General features: G+C 39.8%; 19 protein-coding genes and 2 tRNA genes. 3 read left to right on the top strand and 18 right to left on the bottom strand.

The genetic code is table 11. The annotated features are described in order from the left end of the window. Nucleotides 1-14: 14 nt before the first annotated feature. From SPD53_RS00290 to hemA, 3 genes are read right to left on the bottom strand one after another with little or no spacing between them, the layout of a single operon-like run. Nucleotides 15-758, bottom strand: a complete 744-nt coding sequence (locus SPD53_RS00290) for a uroporphyrinogen-III synthase (protein ID WP_156856305.1) — start codon at nt 756-758, stop codon at nt 15-17. Continuing rightward, complete coding sequence (hemC, locus tag SPD53_RS00285) at nt 758-1,684, bottom strand: hydroxymethylbilane synthase (protein ID WP_156856306.1); 927 nt, start codon at nt 1,682-1,684, stop codon at nt 758-760. Before hemC ends, SPD53_RS00290 begins: the two co-directional genes overlap by 1 nt. Nucleotides 1,685-1,721: 37 nt before the next feature. After that, nucleotides 1,722-3,095, bottom strand: a complete 1,374-nt coding sequence (gene hemA, locus SPD53_RS00280) for a glutamyl-tRNA reductase (protein WP_336251337.1) — start codon at nt 3,093-3,095, stop codon at nt 1,722-1,724. A gap of 815 nt (nt 3,096-3,910) precedes the next feature. Here hemA and SPD53_RS00275 point away from each other — a divergent pair. Next, the gene (locus SPD53_RS00275; RefSeq protein WP_336251336.1) at nt 3,911-4,390 is read left to right on the top strand and encodes a LiaI-LiaF-like domain-containing protein; all 480 of its coding nucleotides are present in this window, start codon (nt 3,911-3,913) and stop codon (nt 4,388-4,390) included. 66 nt (nt 4,391-4,456) lie between these two features. Here the strand turns inward: SPD53_RS00275 and yihA are convergent, their stop codons facing one another. From yihA to SPD53_RS00210, 13 genes are all read right to left on the bottom strand, one after another. After that, a complete protein-coding gene (gene yihA / locus SPD53_RS00270) occupies nt 4,457-5,038 on the bottom strand; it encodes a ribosome biogenesis GTP-binding protein YihA/YsxC (protein ID WP_156858017.1) in 582 nt (193 codons plus the stop codon). Next, a complete protein-coding gene (gene lon, locus SPD53_RS00265) occupies nt 5,007-7,355 on the bottom strand; it encodes an endopeptidase La (protein ID WP_336251335.1) in 2,349 nt (782 codons plus the stop codon). The genes yihA and lon overlap by 32 nt, the downstream gene beginning before the upstream one ends. A 215-nt stretch (nt 7,356-7,570) precedes the next feature. Beyond that, nucleotides 7,571-8,848 (bottom strand): ATP-dependent protease ATP-binding subunit ClpX, encoded by a 1,278-nt coding sequence (clpX, locus tag SPD53_RS00260; RefSeq protein WP_156858019.1) that lies wholly within the window; start codon nt 8,846-8,848, stop codon nt 7,571-7,573. Nucleotides 8,849-9,111: 263 nt separating this feature from the next. Beyond that, on the bottom strand, nt 9,112-10,401 hold the full coding sequence (gene tig, locus SPD53_RS00255) for a trigger factor (RefSeq protein WP_156858020.1): 1,290 nt from the start codon (nt 10,399-10,401) through the stop codon (nt 9,112-9,114). Between the two features lie 380 nt (nt 10,402-10,781). Next, nucleotides 10,782-11,750 (bottom strand): tetratricopeptide repeat protein, encoded by a 969-nt coding sequence (locus tag SPD53_RS00250; protein ID WP_156858021.1) that lies wholly within the window; start codon nt 11,748-11,750, stop codon nt 10,782-10,784. A gap of 412 nt (nt 11,751-12,162) precedes the next feature. Then, nucleotides 12,163-12,236, bottom strand: a tRNA-Arg gene (locus SPD53_RS00245). Nucleotide 12,237: 1 nt separating this feature from the next. After that, nucleotides 12,238-12,311 (bottom strand) — tRNA-Gly (locus SPD53_RS00240). A gap of 314 nt (nt 12,312-12,625) precedes the next feature. After that, a complete protein-coding gene (locus SPD53_RS00235) occupies nt 12,626-13,141 on the bottom strand; it encodes a metallophosphoesterase (RefSeq protein WP_156858022.1) in 516 nt (171 codons plus the stop codon). Nucleotides 13,142-13,193: 52 nt separating this feature from the next. Continuing rightward, a complete protein-coding gene (locus SPD53_RS00230; protein WP_156858023.1) occupies nt 13,194-13,787 on the bottom strand; it encodes an XTP/dITP diphosphatase in 594 nt (197 codons plus the stop codon). Beyond that, nucleotides 13,788-14,555, bottom strand: coding sequence for a ribonuclease PH (gene rph, locus SPD53_RS00225; protein WP_156858024.1), 768 nt, complete (start codon nt 14,553-14,555; stop codon nt 13,788-13,790). Between the two features lie 227 nt (nt 14,556-14,782). Next, on the bottom strand, nt 14,783-15,862 hold the full coding sequence (locus SPD53_RS00220) for a GerMN domain-containing protein (protein ID WP_156858025.1): 1,080 nt from the start codon (nt 15,860-15,862) through the stop codon (nt 14,783-14,785). A gap of 157 nt (nt 15,863-16,019) precedes the next feature. Beyond that, nucleotides 16,020-16,835 carry a glutamate racemase gene (gene racE, locus SPD53_RS00215; RefSeq protein ID WP_156858026.1) on the bottom strand — a complete coding sequence of 272 codons (816 nt, stop codon included), beginning with the start codon at nt 16,833-16,835 and terminating at the stop codon, nt 16,020-16,022. A 21-nt stretch (nt 16,836-16,856) separates the two neighbouring features. After that, nucleotides 16,857-17,312 (bottom strand): MarR family winged helix-turn-helix transcriptional regulator, encoded by a 456-nt coding sequence (locus tag SPD53_RS00210; protein WP_156858027.1) that lies wholly within the window; start codon nt 17,310-17,312, stop codon nt 16,857-16,859. A 222-nt stretch (nt 17,313-17,534) separates the two neighbouring features. Here SPD53_RS00210 and SPD53_RS00205 point away from each other — a divergent pair, with 222 nt between their 5' ends. Beyond that, nucleotides 17,535-17,759: a helix-turn-helix domain-containing protein gene (locus SPD53_RS00205; protein ID WP_156857869.1), complete on the top strand. Its 225-nt coding sequence runs from the start codon at nt 17,535-17,537 to the stop codon at nt 17,757-17,759. A 236-nt stretch (nt 17,760-17,995) separates the two neighbouring features. Further along, nucleotides 17,996-18,406: a carboxymuconolactone decarboxylase family protein gene (locus tag SPD53_RS00200; protein WP_336251334.1), complete on the top strand. Its 411-nt coding sequence runs from the start codon at nt 17,996-17,998 to the stop codon at nt 18,404-18,406. A 79-nt stretch (nt 18,407-18,485) separates the two neighbouring features. Here the strand turns inward: SPD53_RS00200 and SPD53_RS00195 are convergent, their stop codons facing one another. Together SPD53_RS00195 and sdhB are read right to left on the bottom strand one after the other, a co-directional pair. After that, complete coding sequence (locus tag SPD53_RS00195; RefSeq protein WP_336251333.1) at nt 18,486-18,941, bottom strand: acyl-CoA thioesterase; 456 nt, start codon at nt 18,939-18,941, stop codon at nt 18,486-18,488. A gap of 210 nt (nt 18,942-19,151) precedes the next feature. Further along, nucleotides 19,152-19,916, bottom strand: a complete 765-nt coding sequence (gene sdhB / locus SPD53_RS00190; protein ID WP_156857867.1) for a succinate dehydrogenase iron-sulfur subunit — start codon at nt 19,914-19,916, stop codon at nt 19,152-19,154. Nucleotide 19,917: the final 1 nt, after the last annotated feature.

Raw genomic sequence — 19,917 nt, 5'->3', positions numbered from 1 at the left:
ATTCCTTCCATCAATTAATCTTGAATCATTGCTTCGAGCATTCCTTCAATCGTAAATGTTTTTGCAGTGATCAACTGGTTGAAACCTGCCGCACTTGCCGCCTTTTCCGTTGTTGTACCGATACAGACACAAGGAACCGAAACAGGTTCTCCATATAAGTCAATAAATGCGTTCACTGTTGAAGGGCTTGTAAAGGTGAGATAATCAAAGGCATTCTTCTGTATCACTTCATTCAATCGTTCTTTTATACCTTCATTTATCATTGTCTCATATACTTCTATCGAATCGAAAGTAATGCCTCTTTCCATAAACTTTTTCGGTAAAATATCCAAGGAACGACTACCTCGCACTAATAAAATCTGTTCTCTATTTTGGTAAATCGGCAAGAAAATCGCTGCCAAAGATTCTGCATCATATGTATCAGGCACGAGATCAGCTGTATAGCCGAATCGTTGTAGTGCCAAATCTGTTTTATGACCAACCGCAGCGATTTTTACTTGCTCCCCAAAATGGACACCATTTTTATCGTATGCAGCAAAAAAGCAATTCACGCCATTTGCACTCGTGAAAATAATCCAATCATAGCTTTTCAGACGATTGAAAACATCCTGCTCATTGCTTGCTGTTATACTATTTATCCGAAGAAGCGGGATTTCAATCGGTATGCCTCCGAGTTCTCGTATTTTTTCCGAGAAACTTTTCGCTTGACCGGCTTCCCTTGTCACGATAATACGTTTCCCCTTTAAGTCACCGGACATTACTCCTGCTCCTCTTTCGCATTTTGAACGATTTCTTTTGCTCCTTGATTAATAAGCAAGTCCGCAGCTTCTGTTCCAACTTCAACCGGGTTTTTTCCTTTTACTACTTCCTTCAAAATTGTTTTACCATCAGGGGTTCCGACCAACGCTGTCATTACAAGTTCATCCTCCTTGTAATAGGCATGACCGCCAATCGGCACTTGACAACCACCTTCAAGCAAGTCTAAAAATGTCCGTTCTGCTGTGACCGTTTCCGTTGTCTCCTCATCATTGATTAAGGAGAGGATTTCTCTTATTTCCTCATCGTCTTCCCGGCACTCAATCGCAAGAGCTCCTTGTCCGACTGCTGGTACACAAACTTCAGGATCAAGGTATTCTGTAACTATCGATAAGTCCATACCAACTCGTTTAATGCCAGAGACTGCAAGAATAATTGCATCATAATCTTCTTCTTTAAGCTTTCTAAGGCGGGTTTCAATATTGCCGCGAATCCATTTTATTTCAAGATCTGGGCGCGCGGCAAGGATTTGCGTGCTACGGCGTAAACTGCTGGTACCAACAATTGCTCCCGCTGGTAATTCGTTCAGTTTCAGATCATTTTTTGAAATGAAAGCATCTCGATAATCCTCCCGAACTGGAATCGAGCCAATTATTAAGCCTTCCGGAAGTACAGCAGGCATATCTTTCATACTATGAACTGCAAAGTCGATACGCTTATCATAAAGGGCTTGCTCAATTTCTTTTACAAATAAGCCTTTACCGCCTACTTTTGATAACATGACATCAAGGATCTGATCGCCTTTTGTAACAATTTCCTCGATGACAAATTCATTTTTCACCCCTGCTTTTTTTAATTGTTCAATAACCCATTTCGTCTGTGTCAAGGCAAGATTACTTCGCCTTGATCCAACAATAATTTTCCGCATGAAAAAACCTCCTAATTGCGAATCCGTCTCTTTGTCTCTATATACTGGAAATCTCCTTAATCCGAGGGAGCGGAGAGTTTTCCGGTCGATTCAATTCTTTCATACTTTCATTTTTTTCCGTTTGCTTTTCGAACTCCTCAACTACTTCCGCTTCAATGCCGAATATATCTACAAAAAGCTGCAGACTTTCTTCCGCATTCTCCGATCCAGCCAATTCTTTTGCCTGAGTAATCGGCTCCTTTAACAATTGATTAATAATACTTTTTGTATGCTTACTCAGAACCTTTTTCTCCCGCTCTGTTAAATCAGGCATTTTCCGTTCAATACTTTTCATCGTTTCCGCTTGAATGCCTAAAGCTTTTTTCCGAAGTGCGGAAATTACCGGGACAACACCTAGCGTGCGGAGCCACTCTTTAAAGTCGATAATTTCTTCATGAAGTAGCTGCTCCACTTCATTTGCAGCTTTTCTTCTTTCTTCTAAATTCTCATCGACAATATGCTGTAAATCGTCAATATCAAATAAATATACTTTATCAAGTTTACCGATTGCAGGATCTATATCCCGAGGAACAGCGATATCAACTAAAAATAAAGCTCTGCCTTCTCTTCTAGAAAGAACTGGTTCGAGCATTTCCTTTGTTAGTACGATATTTTCAGCGCTAGTTGTCGTAAATAAGATGTCAGTCGATTGCAGAACTTCCAGTAGTTTCTCCATTGGTTCTGCTTCCACTTGAAATTTTCTTGCCATTGTTTCTGCTTTCGAATACGTCCGGTTAACAATGGTGAGATTCGATGCGCCGGCACCTTGTAAATTTTTCACAGCAAGTTCGGCCATTTCTCCTGCACCGAGAATCGTTATATTTTTATCACGAATTTTTCCTAATTTATTTTTAATCAATTCGACAGCGGTATAACTTATTGATACGGCATGTTCACCGATCGCTGTTTCATGGTGTACCCTCTTTCCAAAGGTGATAACTTGTTTGAACAGTTCATTAAAGATCGTTCCGGTCGCTTTCACTCTCTGGGATGTAAAAAATGCATCCTTCATTTGACCAAGAATCTGTGTTTCCCCAAGCACCATCGAATCTAAACCAGTCGTCACCCGAAATAGATGTTCCAGTGCATCGTCATTTTCGTTAATCTGCAAGTACTCTTCAAATTCAGCTCTGTCAATCCCGAACCAATCAGCTAAAAATGTTTTAATATAGTATCTTCCGGTGTGTAACTGATCGACAACCGCATAAATTTCCGTACGATTACAAGTTGACAATATGACGTTTTCTAAGATGCTTTTTCTAGCTTTTAGCTCAATCATTGCTTCATGTAAAGACTCCTCGGAGAATGTCAGTTTCTCCCTAATTGCAACCGGAGCATTCTTGTAGTTAAATCCAACTTTTAAAATGTGCACGTGTCTTACCTCCAGAAGTAATCAATCATTTTTCCGTAATTGAATTTACATATTCCACTATAAGTATAGTATTATTATATCATAAGGCTTTATCCAGTAATTTTACAGCTTTAGCACAATTACAATTTTGTTACAGTTATAATGTAACAAAACTTTCACAGTCTAAGACCTCAATTTGCTTTCATTCAGCGTAAGTGTGTGGTTCGTTCACTAATTATGGCGTTCTAATCGCCGTTCAGTTGCCCGGTGGACGGATGCTTTCCGCGGGCACAGCCGAAGCCTCGACGCACAGGACGTTAATGTCAGACGTTGCCACAGGACGTGGCGATCTTAGTCTGCCTCGGAAGAAAACCGCTTCCTGCTCAGGTCTGGACTCGTGCTATTCCCGTAGGAGTCACCGTCCGCCGGGCAACTGAACTGGTCTAAAGGATTATTTTAAAAAGAAATTATTCCGTTATGATAAGGATTGTACTTTTGGAATATTAAACAGTAATCCAAATCACGCCTTTCCTCGGAGCAGTCCAGACACCTCGAGACTCCAGCAGGAGGCCGGCTAAGAACGGTCACGTCCTGTGACCAACGCCGGCATTAGAACTTCCTGTTCGTCGAAAGGCATAGGTGAGACCCCGCAGGGCGACAGCCCGAGGAGGCTCACCAGCCGCCTGCGGAAAGCGAGAGGTGTCTGGACTGCGGACCTACAGGAGAAGGTTGCACACACTTACGCTGAATGAAAGGATTCGTATGATTAATTTACAGGTGCAAAGGTTGAGGGTGTAATGTTAAAATTGATTATTATTTGTTAGAGGAGAAGATGGATGAGAACACAAAATCCTTTACTTGCTTACATATTAATTGGGATTGGCGTATTTTTTCTGCTGCGTGAATTGAAACTACCGATCATTACTGATTTCTATTCTTGGCAAACCCTTTTAATTATCATAGGACTAGCCTTTTTGATTCACAGTTACCGTTCCCGCAGTTATCAACATATTTTCACCGGTATTCTTATTCTCGGTATCGGGATCCACTTACACGGATCAACTCATTATCATTTTTGGATTGATCATTGGGCAGTTTATTTAATCATAATTGGTTTAGCCTTTATAATTCGCTATTTTAAAACGAAATCGGGCTTTCTCCCAGGTATTGCCTTTCTTGCTGTCGGGGTATTATTTATATACTCAACCGCGTTTCATTCCTATTTTTATTGGATATATGATGTAATTGCTTTAGTGGAAAGGTATTGGCCAATCGCACTAATCATCTTAGGTTTTGTCTTATTAAGAAAGAAGTAGAGTCATTTCAGAGGAAAGACCTCCTCTTTACGCGAAAGTAGAAATTTCCGAAAGAGGAGGTGAACCTTATAAATATTGTTTAATTGCTTGCCAAGCTTGGTCTTTCCCTTCACCTGTTTCTGCTGAAAAGGGAATGACAATATCTTCTGCATCAACTTCAAACGTGTCTTTTACTACTTTCACATGTTGATGTTGTTTTGATTTTTTTACTTTATCAAGTTTCGTTGCGATGATAATGACAGGAAGCTCATAATATTTTAGATAATCATACATTTGGACATCGGCGTCTGTCGGTTCATGACGGACATCACAAACGAGAACAACTGCTTTCAAGTTCTCTCTTTGCTGGAAATATTCATCCATCATTTTACCCCATTTTTCTCTTTCTTTCTTGGATACCTTTGCATAGCCATAGCCCGGCACATCTACAAAGTAAAAAGCTTCATTTAACTTATAAAAATTCAACGTTTGAGTTTTTCCTGGTTTTTGTGACGTTCGAGCTAAGTTTTTTCGATTAATCAATGTATTGATAAAAGATGATTTTCCGACATTCGAACGTCCCGCTAAAGCGATCTCAGATAAGCCTTCCTCCGGGTATTGCTTCTTCGTGACCGCACTAATTACGATTTCCGCTTGATTGATTTTCATTTTCTTCCTCCACTAATGCGATTTCCAATACTTCATCTAAATGACTAACCGGGATAAATGTTACATTCTGTTGTACACTTTCTGGAATAGAGGCAATGTCCTTCTCATTTTCTTTCGGAATAATGATTGTCGTTAAGCCAGCCCGGTGTGCACTTAATGATTTTTCTTTTAAGCCGCCGATAGGAAGTACTCTTCCCCGTAGTGTTATTTCCCCAGTCATTCCAACCTCTTTCCGAACAGCTCGGCCAGTAAGTGACGAGACAAGTGCCGTTGCAATGGTAATTCCCGCTGAAGGCCCATCTTTTGGCGTGGCTCCTTCCGGCACGTGGATATGAATATCAAACTTCTCATAAAAGTCAGCAGGGATGTGCAGTTCCTTGGCACGGGAACGGACATAACTGGAAGCAGCTTGCGCAGATTCCTGCATCACTTCACCTAGCTTACCAGTTAAAATTAATTTACCTTTTCCAGGATAATGGGATACTTCAATAGATAAGATATCGCCACCTGCTGATGTATAAGCAAGACCGGTTGCAGCACCGACTTGGTCTACCACTTCCATTAAACCATAACGGTATAATGGTTTCTCTAGGAAATCCTCTAAATTCTTGACCGTGACGACTACTCTTTTCTTCTCACCAGAAATAATAATTTTGGCTGCTTTACGACAAACTTTAGCAAGTTGTCTTTCCAGATTACGGACGCCCGCTTCCCTAGTATAAGTTCTTACAATTTGCAGGAGCGCTTCATCTCTAATTTGTAAATTGGATGGTTTTAATCCGTTTTCTTTAACTTGTTTTGGCAATAAGTGTTCTTTTGCGATATGGAGCTTTTCCACTTCCGTATAGCCCGAAAGAGAAATTAATTCCATCCGATCTAAAAGCGGACCAGGAATACTATTCACATTATTTGCCGTTGCAATAAATAATACTTTCGATAAATCATATGTTTCTTCGATAAAATGATCACTGTAACTATTGTTCTGCTCTGGGTCCAATACTTCGAGCATTGCAGCGGAGGGATCCCCGCGGAAGTCATTTGACATCTTATCAATTTCATCGAGTAAAAATACCGGATTTATAGTACCTGCCTTCTTCATTCCTTGGATAATCCTGCCTGGCATTGCACCAATATAAGTCCTTCGGTGACCTCTTATTTCCGCTTCATCCCTCACTCCACCGAGGGAAATACGCACGAAATTTCGATTTACGGACTGAGCAATGGAACGTGCAAGGGATGTTTTCCCAACACCAGGCGGCCCAACTAGACAAAGAATTGGACCTTTTAGAGAGTTCGTCAGCTTTTGGACAGCTAGATATTCCAAGATGCGTTCTTTTACTTTCTCCAGTCCGTAATGGCCTTCATTTAATACTTTTTCAGCTTCATTAATATCAATTGTATCTTGCGTTTGTTTTGTCCATGGCAGATCTAATAACCAATCCAAGTAATTGCGAATGACAGAGCTTTCTCCAGAGCTTTGTGGTACTTTCTCGTAACGGCTTAATTCTTTAAGGGCAATTTCGTAAATATGTTCCGGCATATCGGATTTGTCAATTTTTTCTCTTAATTCACTGACTTCACCGGATTTACCATCCCTATCACCGAGTTCTTTTTGAATTGCTTTTAATTGTTCACGCAAATAATATTCTTTCTGGGTTTTCTCCATGGATGTTTTAACTCGTTCACCGATTTTCTTTTCAATGCTTAATACTTTCTTTTCATTCGTAATTAAGCTAATGATGTGTTGCATACGTTCGGTGACATTCGTCATTTCTAATAATGTCTGTTTTTCCTTTAACTTAATGGATAAGTGTGAGCTAATAATATCAGCGGCCCGTGCCGGGTCCTCCATATCCACAACTGACTTTGCTGTTGCACTAGACACTTTCCTGGAAAGCTTTGTATACTGCTCAAATTGTTCAAGTAGTGCACGCATGAGTGCCTCTTCTTCCGTCTGATCTGCATGTACTTCTTCAAGTTGCGCAATTTCTACTAAAAACTCGTCTTCTTCATCGATCGTGCGGACAATTTCATAACGGTCCAGTCCTTCTACCAATACACGCAACGTGCCATTAGGCATCTTCAGCATTTGGTTGACCTTTGCAAGTGTACCAATTCGGTATATCTCATCTATTTTCGGCTGATCAATGCTCGTTTTTTTCTGTGCAGCCAGGAATATAAGTTGATCATCAACCATTGCTTTCTCCAGAGCTGCGATCGATTTATCTCTTCCAACATCCAGATGTAAAACCATGGATGGAAACACAATTAAACCGCGTAAAGGCAGGAGGGGGACTTTCTTTATTTTGTTAACCATGATAACGACCTCCAAAATGAATATGTATATCTCTATGTTAATCCGTTCAACCGAAAAAAATAGTTAGTTGATTTACATGTTGTAGTAAGTACTATTCCCCAATATCCTATTTATACATACAGAAATGGAGACTTACTGCTAATAGGCTCTTCAAACAGACGAGAGCATCTTTTAAGCAGCCAGTCTCCATTATCGCAAAAATGTTCTACTTCACATTATGCACTTTCTTTTGGTAAATTCTCATTTCCTTCAATTACCGTACCGTCACGGAATACAAGCTTGGGACTGCCATGTTCTTCTTTCACCGTATCCTCTGTTATAATACATTTCGTAATATCTTCACGGGAAGGAAGCTCGAACATAACATCAAGTACAAGCCCTTCAATGATGGAACGAAGACCCCGGGCACCTGTCTTCCGTTCGATTGCCTTCTTCGCAATCTCACGTAGAGCAGCTTCCTCCATCTCCAGTTCCACATCATCCATTTCAAATAGCTTCTCATATTGTTTCACGAGCGCATTCTTAGGTTTTGTCAGAATTTGAATAAGGGCATCCTCATCCAATGGTGTTAAGCTGGAGATAACCGGAATACGACCAATGAATTCGGGAATTAATCCATAGCGAAGCAAGTCTTCTGGTAAAATTTTGGAAAGCAGTGCACCCATGTCCAAATCTTCTTGTTGTTCGTTCGCTCCAAACCCGATAACTTTCTTACCAAGACGGCGCTTAATTACTTGATCAATTCCGTCAAAGGCTCCTCCTACGATAAATAGGATATTTGTCGTATCGATTTGGATGAATTCTTGATGTGGATGTTTGCGTCCGCCCTGTGGTGGTACACTTGCAACCGTCCCCTCCAGAATCTTAAGTAAAGCTTGTTGTACACCTTCACCTGAAACGTCTCTTGTAATTGATGGGTTTTCAGACTTTCTTGCTACTTTATCAATCTCATCGATATAAATAATTCCTTTTTCCGCTTTTTCCACGTCATAATCGGCTGCTTGGATTAGTTTAAGAAGAATATTCTCGACATCTTCTCCTACATAACCAGCTTCTGTAAGTGATGTAGCGTCAGCCATAGCAAAAGGCACATTAATGATGCGTGCTAATGTTTGAGCTAGTAATGTTTTACCACTTCCTGTAGGTCCAATCAGAGCGATGTTACTTTTCGCCAGTTCTACATCGTCGGTTTTATTTATCGAGTTGACTCGTTTATAGTGATTATAAACAGCTACAGACAGGCTCTTCTTCGCTTGATCTTGCCCAATGACGTAATCATCAAGGATTTCACAGATTTCCTTTGGTTTTGGGATTTCTGTAAATTCCATCGCATCTTCCGAACCGAGTTCTTCTTCTACAATTTCTGTACATAACACAATACATTCATCACATATATAGACACCAGGCCCGGCAACTAATTTACGAACCTGTTCCTGATTCTTTCCACAAAAGGAGCATTTTAATTGTCCTTTTTCTTCATTGAATTTAAACATTTTTTCACCCCTATAGTTCATAAGAAAATTAAATTTCCTGACTTAATTATAGCAATCATATCAGATACGAAATAAAAAACAAAACGATAAACCTTGTAGCATGATATCCATTTTAATTAATTCCATATTACTTATCTATATGACAGATAGCAACCGTTAAGTCAGTGAAATGTAAATTAATGCTTGTTCCGTTTCGGTTATACAGAAACAAGGTGCGAGGGAACTCGCACCTTGTTCATGTTGTCTTGTCTTAGCTGGGATGATTAGTTAGCTGCTTTGCTATGTTCCACTAATAGATCGATTGCTTTTCTTATTTTGAGATCGTTTTGGATTGTTTCTGTGTTTCCACCAAGGATTTGAACAAGTTGATCTTTATCTACACCGTACATGCCAGCCATCTTGTCAATCTCTTCATTCACTTCTTCTTCTGTAGCCTCAAGATTTTCCGCATTTGCAATTGCTTCAAGCGTCAAGCTAGTTTTCACTCGTTTAGCCGCATCTTCTTTCATTTGTTCTTTCAGCGCGTCTTCATCTTGACCAGAGAATTGGGAATACATTTCTAACGTCATTCCTTGCATCTGTAGACGTTGTTCAAATTCAGCAAGCATTTGTTCCAATTCATTTTCTACCATTGCATCTGGAATATCAACTTCAACATTATCAGATGCTTTTTCAATTAGACTTTCACGTTTTGCAGTTTCTGCCGCTTGCGTTCTTTCTTCCAGCATTTGTTCTTTCTTTTTCGTCTTGAGTTCATCAAGTGTCTCTACTTCATCATCAACATCTTTCGCGAACTCATCATCAAGTTCTGGAAGTTCTTTTGCTTTGACTTCATGAATTTTAACTTTAAAAGTTGCTTCCTTACCGGCTAGATTTTCTGCATGGTATTCTTCTGGGAAGGTTACATCGATTTCGGTTTCTTCACCTGGTTTCTTACCGATTAATTTCTCTTCGAATCCAGGAATGAATTGACCAGAACCGATTTCCAGGCTATGGTTTTCACCTTTACCGCCTTCAAACGCTTCTCCGTCAGTGAAACCTTCAAAGTCGATAACAACCGTATCGCCTTCTGCAATTTCCCCATCTTCTTTAACAACAAGCTCTGCATGTTGCTCCTGAAGGTTTTTTAATTCTTGCTCGATATCTTCATCTGTCACTTCAACAGATTCTTCTTCTACTTCTAGTCCTTTATATTCACCTAAAGTAACTTCAGGCTTCACTTCAACCTCTGCAGTGAAGATTAATGCTTTTCCTTTTTCGATTTGTTCGATATCTACACTCGGCTGTATAATTGGGAAAATATCCGCCTCGTCAACTGCTTTTGAGTAAGCTTCTGGTAATACGATATCTACCGCATCCTGATAAAGGGATTCTACTCCGAAACGCTGTTCAAATAACCCACGCGGAACTCTTCCTTTACGGAAACCTGGAAGCTGCACATCTTTTACTACCTTTTTAAATGCTTGATCTAATGCTTGATCAAATTCTTCAGCAGGAACTTCAAATGTTAAAATCCCTTTATTTCCTTCTTGTTTTTCCCATTTCGCTGTCATTATTAATTACCTCCAACATCTATTGTTTAACTTAATAACATTTTTTTAGGGTTCGTTTTCAATTTTTACAACTTAATCATTATACCATAATTGAGAGGTCTTTCAAGCCTTTGTTCCTGTATAAGAAACTATAAATTAAAAATGCTGTGATAACATAGGTGTCAAGGGCCAGCCACGTCCGGCTCCAGCGCCCAGCAACTAGCAAATCTTTCGTAAAAGGGAAGTTCGATTAAGTTCGCCCCGTCCTGGGGCAACATCGAACTACCTCCCGTCCTGGGAGGCACAGTTTGTACGTTGCTACGACGCACAGGATGTGCTAGTACAGGCGTTGCGACAGGACGTCGCGTTTTTAGCCTGTAAGGGCGCTTGCGCCTTTGTTCCTAATCATCAATAATACTTGCATATAATAGATCGGTTGTTTTAATTTCTTGGATATACTTATCTACCTCTGCCTGTTCTGATGTGGACACGGCGATGTTTAAATAGTCATTCCCAATCTGAAATAATGCTTCCGCGATATAAAATGATTCATCAATTGATGGTGTAATCGGATAGAGCGCATAGAGATAATGTTCTAAAAGCGTATTCATCACCTCATATAGTGATGGATTGCTTTGCTCTATTTTCTTAATCTCGGTAGCAATTTCTTTCGCGATTGCACTTTCATTAACCTCCGGCGTTTCACTTGGCGTCATCTTCATCTGAATACCAAACTTATGTACTTCTATTGGTTTTGCTACTCCTAAATTCTTCAACCATAAATAGATGGCTGTTTTGACAAGCGGATGGATATGTTCATTTACAAGCAACGAAATCACTTTCTCATTTGGTTGGATTGTCGTTTTACTGAGTTTGTCAATAAGTCTCCATTGTTCGATATGATTATCTTGGTGAACAGCATCATAGAGTGCATTCAGAAAAACATTCGAACGCTCCAGTTCCACATTCAGCCGCATTTTTTCACTCATCGTGTAGAGCTGTTTAAATGGTTCTTGCAAATGATTTGGTACGTTTCCGCTTTCTAATTCCACAGATACTACATCAATTAATGTATCATACTGATCTGTTTGGAATAATAATGTTAAATAAATATGTATGTATTGATAGTAGTGGGAATCTTTTTCTTCTATTAAAGATTCACAGAGTTCTTGCGCTTCCTTATAACGTTCCAGTTCCATTAAGCAGATTAATTTACCGGTATAAATATCATGATTTTTCACGTCATAGCTTAATAGGTTATCTAATTTTTCTAAAGCATCCTCGAATTTCTTTTCTTTAATTGCTGCAACACTTTCTTCTTCTAACACTTTTTGCCATTTTGGAAACAAAATGATATTCCCAGGTTTCATTTTTCTCAGGTCACCTCCTCCTTTTGTTTCATTTTATATGAGAATGACTTAATAAATAGTTTTACCCTTCCAATTGAATATGAAACATAAAATGAAACTTCATTCAGCGGGAAGTTTACTCTTCTCCGGCGGGATGTAGTTGAATGATCAGGGTGTTAGCATCCATTATCTCCCACCTACATAATTCCCCCACTTAAAGGCAGAAGTTCTATGGACGGTAGCACCGTGGTGAAGAGAAAGAAAAAAAGCAGCTTTTTGCATTCTCTGCTACAGTTTAGTTCCGTTCATCCAATCGAGGAGTTGTTTCATCTGGTTCGAAAGCGCAAGCAAGTAGATAAAAGTATATATATCTTATCATAATACAAAAGAGAAACCTAAAACAAGTTAGGTTTCTCTTTTGCTGTTTGAAAAGCGTCCCAAGTAGGATTCGAACCTACGACCTACAGCTTAGAAGGCTGTTGCTCTATCCAGCTGAGCTATTGGGACATGGAGCGGGTGAAGGGAATCGAACCCTCATCATCAGCTTGGAAGGCTAAGGTTTTACCACTAAACTACACCCGCAGGTTGCTTATTTATTTAGTTTTAAAAATTCATTATGTAAAAGTATGTTTTAGAAGCGAACAAGATTTATTATAGCAGTTTCACATAAAATGTCAATACCTATTTTAAAAGATTTTTGTAACGTACTATTTCTCTTTTCCATTGTACCGCTTCGCATTCTGGAGACGTCTGCAAGTCTCGACATACTAATACAGACGATACGAATGGGTTATAGGCTTTGTAAAATGAGTTATTTGTCCTCACCTCGAAACATCTTACTCTAATTTAAAAAAAGCTCGCCAAGAAACTAAATTCCTTAGCAAGCTATTGAAGCATCAAGTATTCTTCGGATAATCCAACGCTCTATAATGTTCGCCAGTGAGGGTATAAAACTTCACAGCTATATCCTGCTGACCTGTATCCCATTCTAAAATAGCATAAGTTTTCTCTTGCATCCCACCCCTTGGCTGATAGATACTGCCTGGATTAATAAATAGCTGTTCCCCTTCCTGTACAACACCAGCGACATGTGTATGGCCGAAACAAACTACATCGGCATTCGCTTCCCGCGCACGTAATGAAAGTGCGGTTAAACCATAATTCACTTTATGCAGATGCCCGTGAACAATGAGGAAGTTTAAGCCATCAATCTCCATAGTTTGCTCTATCGGATAACGGTTGTCAAAGTCACAGTTCCCTGCTACTTTATAAAAATCTTCCATTGGACCGGAGTCGATATCAAGCTCAGAATCTCCGCAATGGATGAGATAATCAACCTCATGCCTTTCTTTGATTTCCGATAGCTCTTCTGCTAGTCCGTGACTATCACTGACAATTAAAACTTTCGTCATGCTGCATCTCCCTCTCTGTTCGTCCTTTTTCATGTAAAGAGGATGTTTAACCTCAAGTTAGCTTTTCCCAGTTTTTCAATTGTTTTATTGCGTTACTTCGATGGCTTATCTGATTTTTTTCAGCAGAGCTTAATTCTGCCATCGTTTGTTGATATCCATTAGGGATAAACAGTGGATCATAGCCGAAACCATTCGTCCCTTTGGGATTAAGCGCTATCTTCCCTTCACAGACACCCCTGTAAAGCGTTGTTTCTTCACCAGGAACGGCGATTGCAAGTACACAAACAAATCTTGCTGTTCGCTTATCTTGCGGAACTTCCTGCAAATTCTTGAGTAGCTTTTGATTATTTGCTTCATCACTTTTTTCCTCTCCGGCATAACGGGCGGAATAAATTCCCGGAGCACCATGGAGCGCATCAACGACGAGACCGGAGTCGTCTGCTAGAACAGGACGATTCAACAACTCTGCAATTTGCTCCGCTTTAAGTGTCGCATTTTCTGCAAAACTATCCCCAGTCTCTTCAACATCCGGGAGTTGTTCAGCAATTTCCAGCAAGGATTGCACCTTAATACCGTAGGGTTTAAAAAAATCGATAAATTCGTTGACTTTGCCCTTATTTCGAGTTGCGATAATGATTTCTTTCATTTAAATTTCCTCGCCCTGCGCCACTTGCCCGCTTCCAATTGATTCTCCAAGCTCCCCCAGTATTTCTTTCTGTAACTCAAATAACTGTTGTAAACCTTCATCAGCCAAATCCAACATGGTAAAGAGCTCATTCTTCGAGAATGTGGCCTCTTCTCCTGTACCTTGGATTTCCACAAATTCACCTGCACCAGTCATTACAATATTCATATCTACATTTGCATCGGCATCTTCCTCATAATTTAAATCAAGAACCGCTTCTCCAGATGATAGTATTCCGACTGATGCCGCTGCTAGATAATCTTTTACAGGCAAGGACTTGATTTGCTTTTTTTCCAGTAAAGTTCCGAGCGCAAGTGTCATCGCCACAAAGGCTCCGGTAATGGAAGCAGTTCTGGTCCCACCATCCGCTTGAATGACATCACAATCTACCCATACCGTGCGCTCACCGAACCCTTCTAAATCAACAACGGAACGTAATGCACGTCCAATGAGTCGTTGAATTTCCATCGTTCTCCCCGTGACTTTCCCTTTGGAGGACTCCCGGATATTTCGTTTCTCTGTTGCCCGTGGAAGCATCGCATATTCAGCAGTAATCCAACCTTTCCCTTGCCCTCTCATAAATGGTGGTACTCGGTCTTCAATACTTGCATTACAGATTACTTTTGTATTCCCCACTTCGATCAATACTGAACCTTCAGGATGCATAATATAATCTTTTTCCATTTTAATAGGTCTTAATTCATTTATTTTTCTTCCATCATTTCTCATGTAAAAATCCTCCTCATTCGTCAAATCAAGCTTACCATACTTTTCCCGAAAGAAAAATCATCATTCCTACAAAAGTTGCAGATTAATAATCCACTGTATTTTTATTTTATAGTTTCCTTATGTATGAAATAATGGTTATTAAGGTTGCTCAAAAACTTTAAAAAAGTATTTGACATGCTATGAAACAAAAAGAAGCCAGGGCATCCCCCAGCTTCGGAATCCTTTTATTAAAGCTTCTCACTTGGAACAAAGAAGTCCGCAGTAACAGGGTCACTATATGGTTCCCCGTTCTCATTTGCAATAACATCCTTATTCTCCACTTTAATATCCACAGCGTCAATTTCATCTTGTACTGTTAATGTTCGGACAATCGTCTCCATCACTTCGTCGGCAATAACTGCTTCTTCTACATCTTTTAATATCGCTTCGTTAAAGGTGAGTTCCAACACACCCTCCGATAGGACAGGCTCACTCACGAGCATTGCCTCATCATTGAATACATGAGTCACATTTGCCATAAAGCCTGGACCTTCCATTAAAGAAGTGACAATCGCTTCAAACATTTCTTCTTCATTCTCAGCACCTACATATTGAGTAACCGGGATATAATAACGATTCTCCTGATCACTTGCAGGGTAATACATTGTTACTGCCTCGCTATTAATAAAATCAATCGTGTCATTCTGCATAACATTAATTCCATGTGCCTGCGAATAACCTTTCCCAATCGGTGTACCATTTACCGGCATTTCATCCAGTGGATGGCCATTAACCCAAAGTTGAACCCGTTCTACACTATCAAATTGTGTTAAAGTATGTGTAATCGCTTCAAGTATTTTCACTTCATCTTCAGCGGCATACTCTTCAAATTCCTTGGAAAAGTCTACAACCATTGTCCCGTCCTCTAAAAGATTTAAACCAAGTACTTCCGTTCCTGCGGGTAAAACCGCACGAAAACCATTTGGCAGTAGATCCATTACCGGTCCATCATCAACTAGATACTCTAATACTTGGGTTGCAACTTCATTTGAATCAAGCAATGGCAATTCAATTATTTGTGAGGCGACCATGCCGTTTTCATCAATCAAATATAGCTGGCGGGCAATCATATCTGCAGCTTCTTCAGTGTTTTCCTCATCCGCTTCGACGTCCTCTACCTCCGTTTGATCATTGTTTGCTGTATCATTCACTGCTTCTGCATTTTCTGGTGGATCGATTTCAACAGAAGACTGCTCCCCTTGGAAACAGGCTGTCAGTAACAATAATGACGCACATACACCTGGAATTAATAATCGACTCGCTTTCATGCAATACCTCCCTGCGATGGTTTGTACTACAATATATACGAGCTATCATGTGAAAATAGACCATCTTACCGAAAAAATAAAATGTTAATACGTAAGTTAAAGATAAAGTGAAACTTCATTCAGTGGGGAATTCCTATTAAAAAAGACTAGCTAGGCGCTAATCTTTTTCAATGACTGCTCGTTTAATTTTAAATTGCTGCTGGATACCACTTTGGAAAATTTTGGTTGCAATACAATTAAATAATTCCATATCCCCTGTAGAATAAATTTCATGTACCTGTTGCACGCCTGATTTATTATGCAAATGTTTAATTTCAAGTATAGCACTTGTTTCCCTTGCTGTTTCTTCACTTGAAGAAATCACCGCAACCTTGTTACCAACTACATCTTGGATCAGCGGTTTTAATAAAGGATAATGCGTGCACCCTAAAATTAATGTATCCATCACGTTATCTTCCACTAAAGGTTCTAACGTTGTCTGTACAACTGTTCTTGCTTCCTCACCTGAAAAGACTCCTCTTTCCACTAGTGGCACAAACAATGGACAGGCAAGCGCTTGTACATGAAGTTCTGGATTGATTCGCTTTAACGCCTCCGGATAAGCGCCACTTTTCACTGTACCTTCTGTCCCGATAATGCCAATTTCTTGATTGTTTGTTGCTTTAATCGCTGCTCTTGCCCCCGGATTGATGACACCGATCACCGGAATATTTAATTTATCTTTTAAATCATCAATCGTATAGGCTGTAGCTGTATTACAGGCAATTACAAGCAGCTTAATTTCTTTTTCTAATAAGAAATTCACCATTTCCCAAGTGAATTGCTGAACTTCTTCTTTCGTTCTTGGTCCATATGGGCAGCGTTTCGTATCCCCAAGATAAATTAATTTCTCTCTTGGCAGTTGCCTCATAAGTTCAAGTGCTACGGTCAAACCGCCTACACCTGAATCAATTACTCCTATTGGTCTGTCCACTTTTCGTTCATTCCTTATCTACTATTTCTCATTTACTTGCTTCATTCGATCATACAATGAATCAAGCATTTCATTTAATACTGTTTCTTCTTCCGTGGTAAAGCCGGCGAGAACTTCCCGTAAATATTCCTGACGCTTTTCAATTACTTCATGGATAATCACTTTTCCCTTGTCTAATAAATGAATCCTCACTACCCGTCGATCCTTATTATCCCTGATTCGTTCAACCAGTTCATTCTTCTCCATTCGGTCTACAAGATCGGTCGTTGTGCTAAAAGCAAGACTTATTTTATTTGAAAGCTCTCCAATCGTCAAATCGCCTTCTTCCAATAACCATTGGAGGGCTACAAACTGCGGAGAGGTTATGGGATAGTTATGTAAAATCTTCCTGCCGTTTTGTTTGATCATTCCAGATATATAACGTAATCTTTTTTCAATTTTAACGATGGGTTCTGATGAAGCAATCTCATTCTCCATTCGGCAACCTCCTTACACTCTAATTTCAAATTTGAATAAACGCCTTAGACTAGTATACCAAATTTTCATCTGTAGCATAGTAAATATGCTACTTATCTACGGAGTAAAGGCTTTAAAATAGGTCATTTACCACGCACTAAATTCCTTTCCGTTCATAAGCTATAATGACTAAATAATTCCCTTCAAAAAGCAGCTCTATCAAGAGCAAGGAGGGGTTATAATTTGAAGGACAGCAACTATAAACCGAAGCAATTATTAACGAAGCGAGAAAAGGAAGTATTTGAACTGCTTGTACAAGATATGACAACAAAAGAAATAGCCCAGAAACTGTTTATATCGGAAAAAACCGTGAGAAATCACATTTCAAACGCGATGCAGAAACTGGGGGTAAAGGGGCGTTCACAGGCAGTCGTTGAGCTTCTTCGTATGGGAGAACTTAAGCTGTAATTTAGACCGACTTTCATTTAGTGGAAGTCGGTCTAATTTATCTTTTTATGAATAAACCAAGCGCACTCGTAACTTCAGTCATGAGAGGTTCAAAGTATAAACTAACAGGCTTGTACAATGTAACGCATGGCCCCTCATTGACGAGTCGTCCAAAAAGGCTATATACTAATACGAAAAGACAGAATATTATCTTTTATAAAGTCTTTTTATACAATTAAATCAAGGAGGTTTTTACAATGACAAACGATCGTTATCAAAGAGGGATAGATAAGATACAGGAACTTACGGCATCCGATGATCGTAATCCAACTGGAGAAATGGATATTGGGGAGGCGTTTAAAGATATTGCGCCAGATTTGAGCAAGTATGTTGTTGAATTTGCTTTTGGAGACATTTATGCGCGTCCTGGATTGGACAACAAGCAAAAGGTAATGACAACCATTACTGCTCTCGTCGCTCAAGGAAAACCGCAAATCGAAATGCATATTAAAACTGGATTATCTGTTGGTCTAACGCCGGAAGAGATTGTCGGTTGTATTATGCATCTCATTCCATATACAGGATTCCCTAGTGTGCTGAATGCACTTTCTGTCGCGAAAAAAGTTTTCGCCGAACGTGGCTTAACCGTTTCAACTCCTGAAGATTAATATAAGATTGAATCTGTTTTAAAAGATACATAGATTTAAAAAACCGACTTCCTTTTCATAGAAAGTCGGTTTTCTCCATTTAGCGTACATGATTTTTGTCTGCAAGTATTGTTTTCATTTCCTCAGGGATAGCCCAGGCTTTGTTCGTTGTAAAATCCATCATAACGACACGACCTCTTCCCGTTACCGTTATTTCACCTTGATTATTAACCGCCATATAATGTAAGTCCATGGATGTTGTACCGATTGTTTCCACTTTAACATAGAAATCTATCGTTTCATTGAAAAACATTTGCTTGAGATAATTACATTGGAGGTCAGCGACAACAAACCCTCGTTTCTTTTGATCCAAATCCCTAAATGAGCCAAAAGATTGCAAAAACTCAATTCGCGCCTCTTCGAAATAGATGAAAACGGACGTATTATTGACATGACCATATAAATCCGTTTCAGAAAAACGTACCTTTATCGGTATGGAAAAAGAAAATTCGGAACGCCATGTCTCCAAATCATTTATGTAATCTATTCCCTTCATCGCAATGCTCCCCCTTAAATAACGGAATGGTCCTCGCCTACATAGGTAAGGACCATTCGCTTTATTTCATCCCAGTACAATCGTCCGTAAAACTCCCACATCAAAAAGTCTACCAAAGGAGTTTTGATGGAAGTTAACGGGCCCTATACTCCAGTTTGTTCAACTAATAATAAGTGGGGATAAAATACCCCCGACTTATTAAGTTTCACTTTATAGTGTTTTGTCACTGCCAAAGAAGCTTCTGAAGGCGTGTAGATTTGTTGCACGGTTCATTGCTGCAATCGAAGTAGTAAGCGGGATGCCTTTCGGACATACTTGTACACAGTTTTGTGAGTTACCACAGCCGCTGATACCGCCATCCTCCATCAAACCTTCTAATCGATCACTTGCATGCATTGCTCCTGTTGGGTGGGCATTAAATAAGCGCACCTGTGAAAGAGCCGCCGGTCCGATAAAGTCGGATTTGTCGTTAACATTCGGGCAGGCCTCCAAACAAACACCACACGTCATACATTTTGAAAGTTCATACGCCCACTGCCGTTTATTCTCCGGCATTCTTGGACCAGGTCCAAGATCATGCGTTCCGTCAATTGGAACCCAAGCTTTCACTTGTTTCAATGCATCAAACATCCGCTCACGGTCGACAATTAAATCACGTACAACCGGGAAAGTCGACATTGGTGCCAAGCGGATTGGCTGCTCCAACTGGTCAACCAACGCTGCACATGATTGTCTTGCGGTACCATTAATTACCATCGAACAGGCACCACATACCTCCTCTAAACAACTCATCTCCCACATAACCGGTGATGTCTCTTCCCCATTTGCATTCACCGGATTCCGTTGAATTTCCATTAACGCGGAAATAACGTTCATATTCTGACGGTATGGAACATGAAACGTTTCTTCGTAGGGTTCAGAGTCTGGACTGTCTTGACGAGTTATAATAAATGTAACTGTACTTTTTTCAGCCATC

This window comes from Oceanobacillus sp. MO10714A, from assembly GCF_037072045.1.
Lineage (GTDB): Bacteria > Bacillota > Bacilli > Bacillales > Amphibacillaceae > Oceanobacillus > Oceanobacillus indicireducens.
Note: the sequence above shows the minus strand (reverse complement) of the source record. Positions and strands in the feature narration are given on the sequence as shown.

Coding starts and splice junctions, on each gene's coding strand:
- SPD53_RS00210 (WP_156858027.1), bottom strand. CDS start 17,312: ATGGAGAATGAGATTGCTTCATCAGAACCCATCGTTAAAATTGAAAAA.
- SPD53_RS00195 (WP_336251333.1), bottom strand. CDS start 18,941: ATGAAGGGAATAGATTACATAAATGATTTGGAGACATGGCGTTCCGAA.
- sdhB (WP_156857867.1), bottom strand. CDS start 19,916: ATGGCTGAAAAAAGTACAGTTACATTTATTATAACTCGTCAAGACAGT.
- SPD53_RS00235 (WP_156858022.1), bottom strand. CDS start 13,141: ATGACGAAAGTTTTAATTGTCAGTGATAGTCACGGACTAGCAGAAGAG.
- lon (WP_336251335.1), bottom strand. CDS start 7,355: ATGGTTAACAAAATAAAGAAAGTCCCCCTCCTGCCTTTACGCGGTTTA.
- SPD53_RS00230 (WP_156858023.1), bottom strand. CDS start 13,787: ATGAAAGAAATCATTATCGCAACTCGAAATAAGGGCAAAGTCAACGAA.
- SPD53_RS00290 (WP_156856305.1), bottom strand. CDS start 758: ATGTCCGGTGACTTAAAGGGGAAACGTATTATCGTGACAAGGGAAGCC.
- hemC (WP_156856306.1), bottom strand. CDS start 1,684: ATGCGGAAAATTATTGTTGGATCAAGGCGAAGTAATCTTGCCTTGACA.
- SPD53_RS00200 (WP_336251334.1), top strand. CDS start 17,996: ATGACAAACGATCGTTATCAAAGAGGGATAGATAAGATACAGGAACTT.
- tig (WP_156858020.1), bottom strand. CDS start 10,401: ATGACAGCGAAATGGGAAAAACAAGAAGGAAATAAAGGGATTTTAACA.
- yihA (WP_156858017.1), bottom strand. CDS start 5,038: ATGAAAATCAATCAAGCGGAAATCGTAATTAGTGCGGTCACGAAGAAG.
- SPD53_RS00275 (WP_336251336.1), top strand. CDS start 3,911: ATGAGAACACAAAATCCTTTACTTGCTTACATATTAATTGGGATTGGC.
- rph (WP_156858024.1), bottom strand. CDS start 14,555: ATGAGAAATGATGGAAGAAAAATAAATGAATTAAGACCTATTAAAATG.
- SPD53_RS00250 (WP_156858021.1), bottom strand. CDS start 11,750: ATGAAACCTGGGAATATCATTTTGTTTCCAAAATGGCAAAAAGTGTTA.
- clpX (WP_156858019.1), bottom strand. CDS start 8,848: ATGTTTAAATTCAATGAAGAAAAAGGACAATTAAAATGCTCCTTTTGT.
- SPD53_RS00220 (WP_156858025.1), bottom strand. CDS start 15,862: ATGAAAGCGAGTCGATTATTAATTCCAGGTGTATGTGCGTCATTATTG.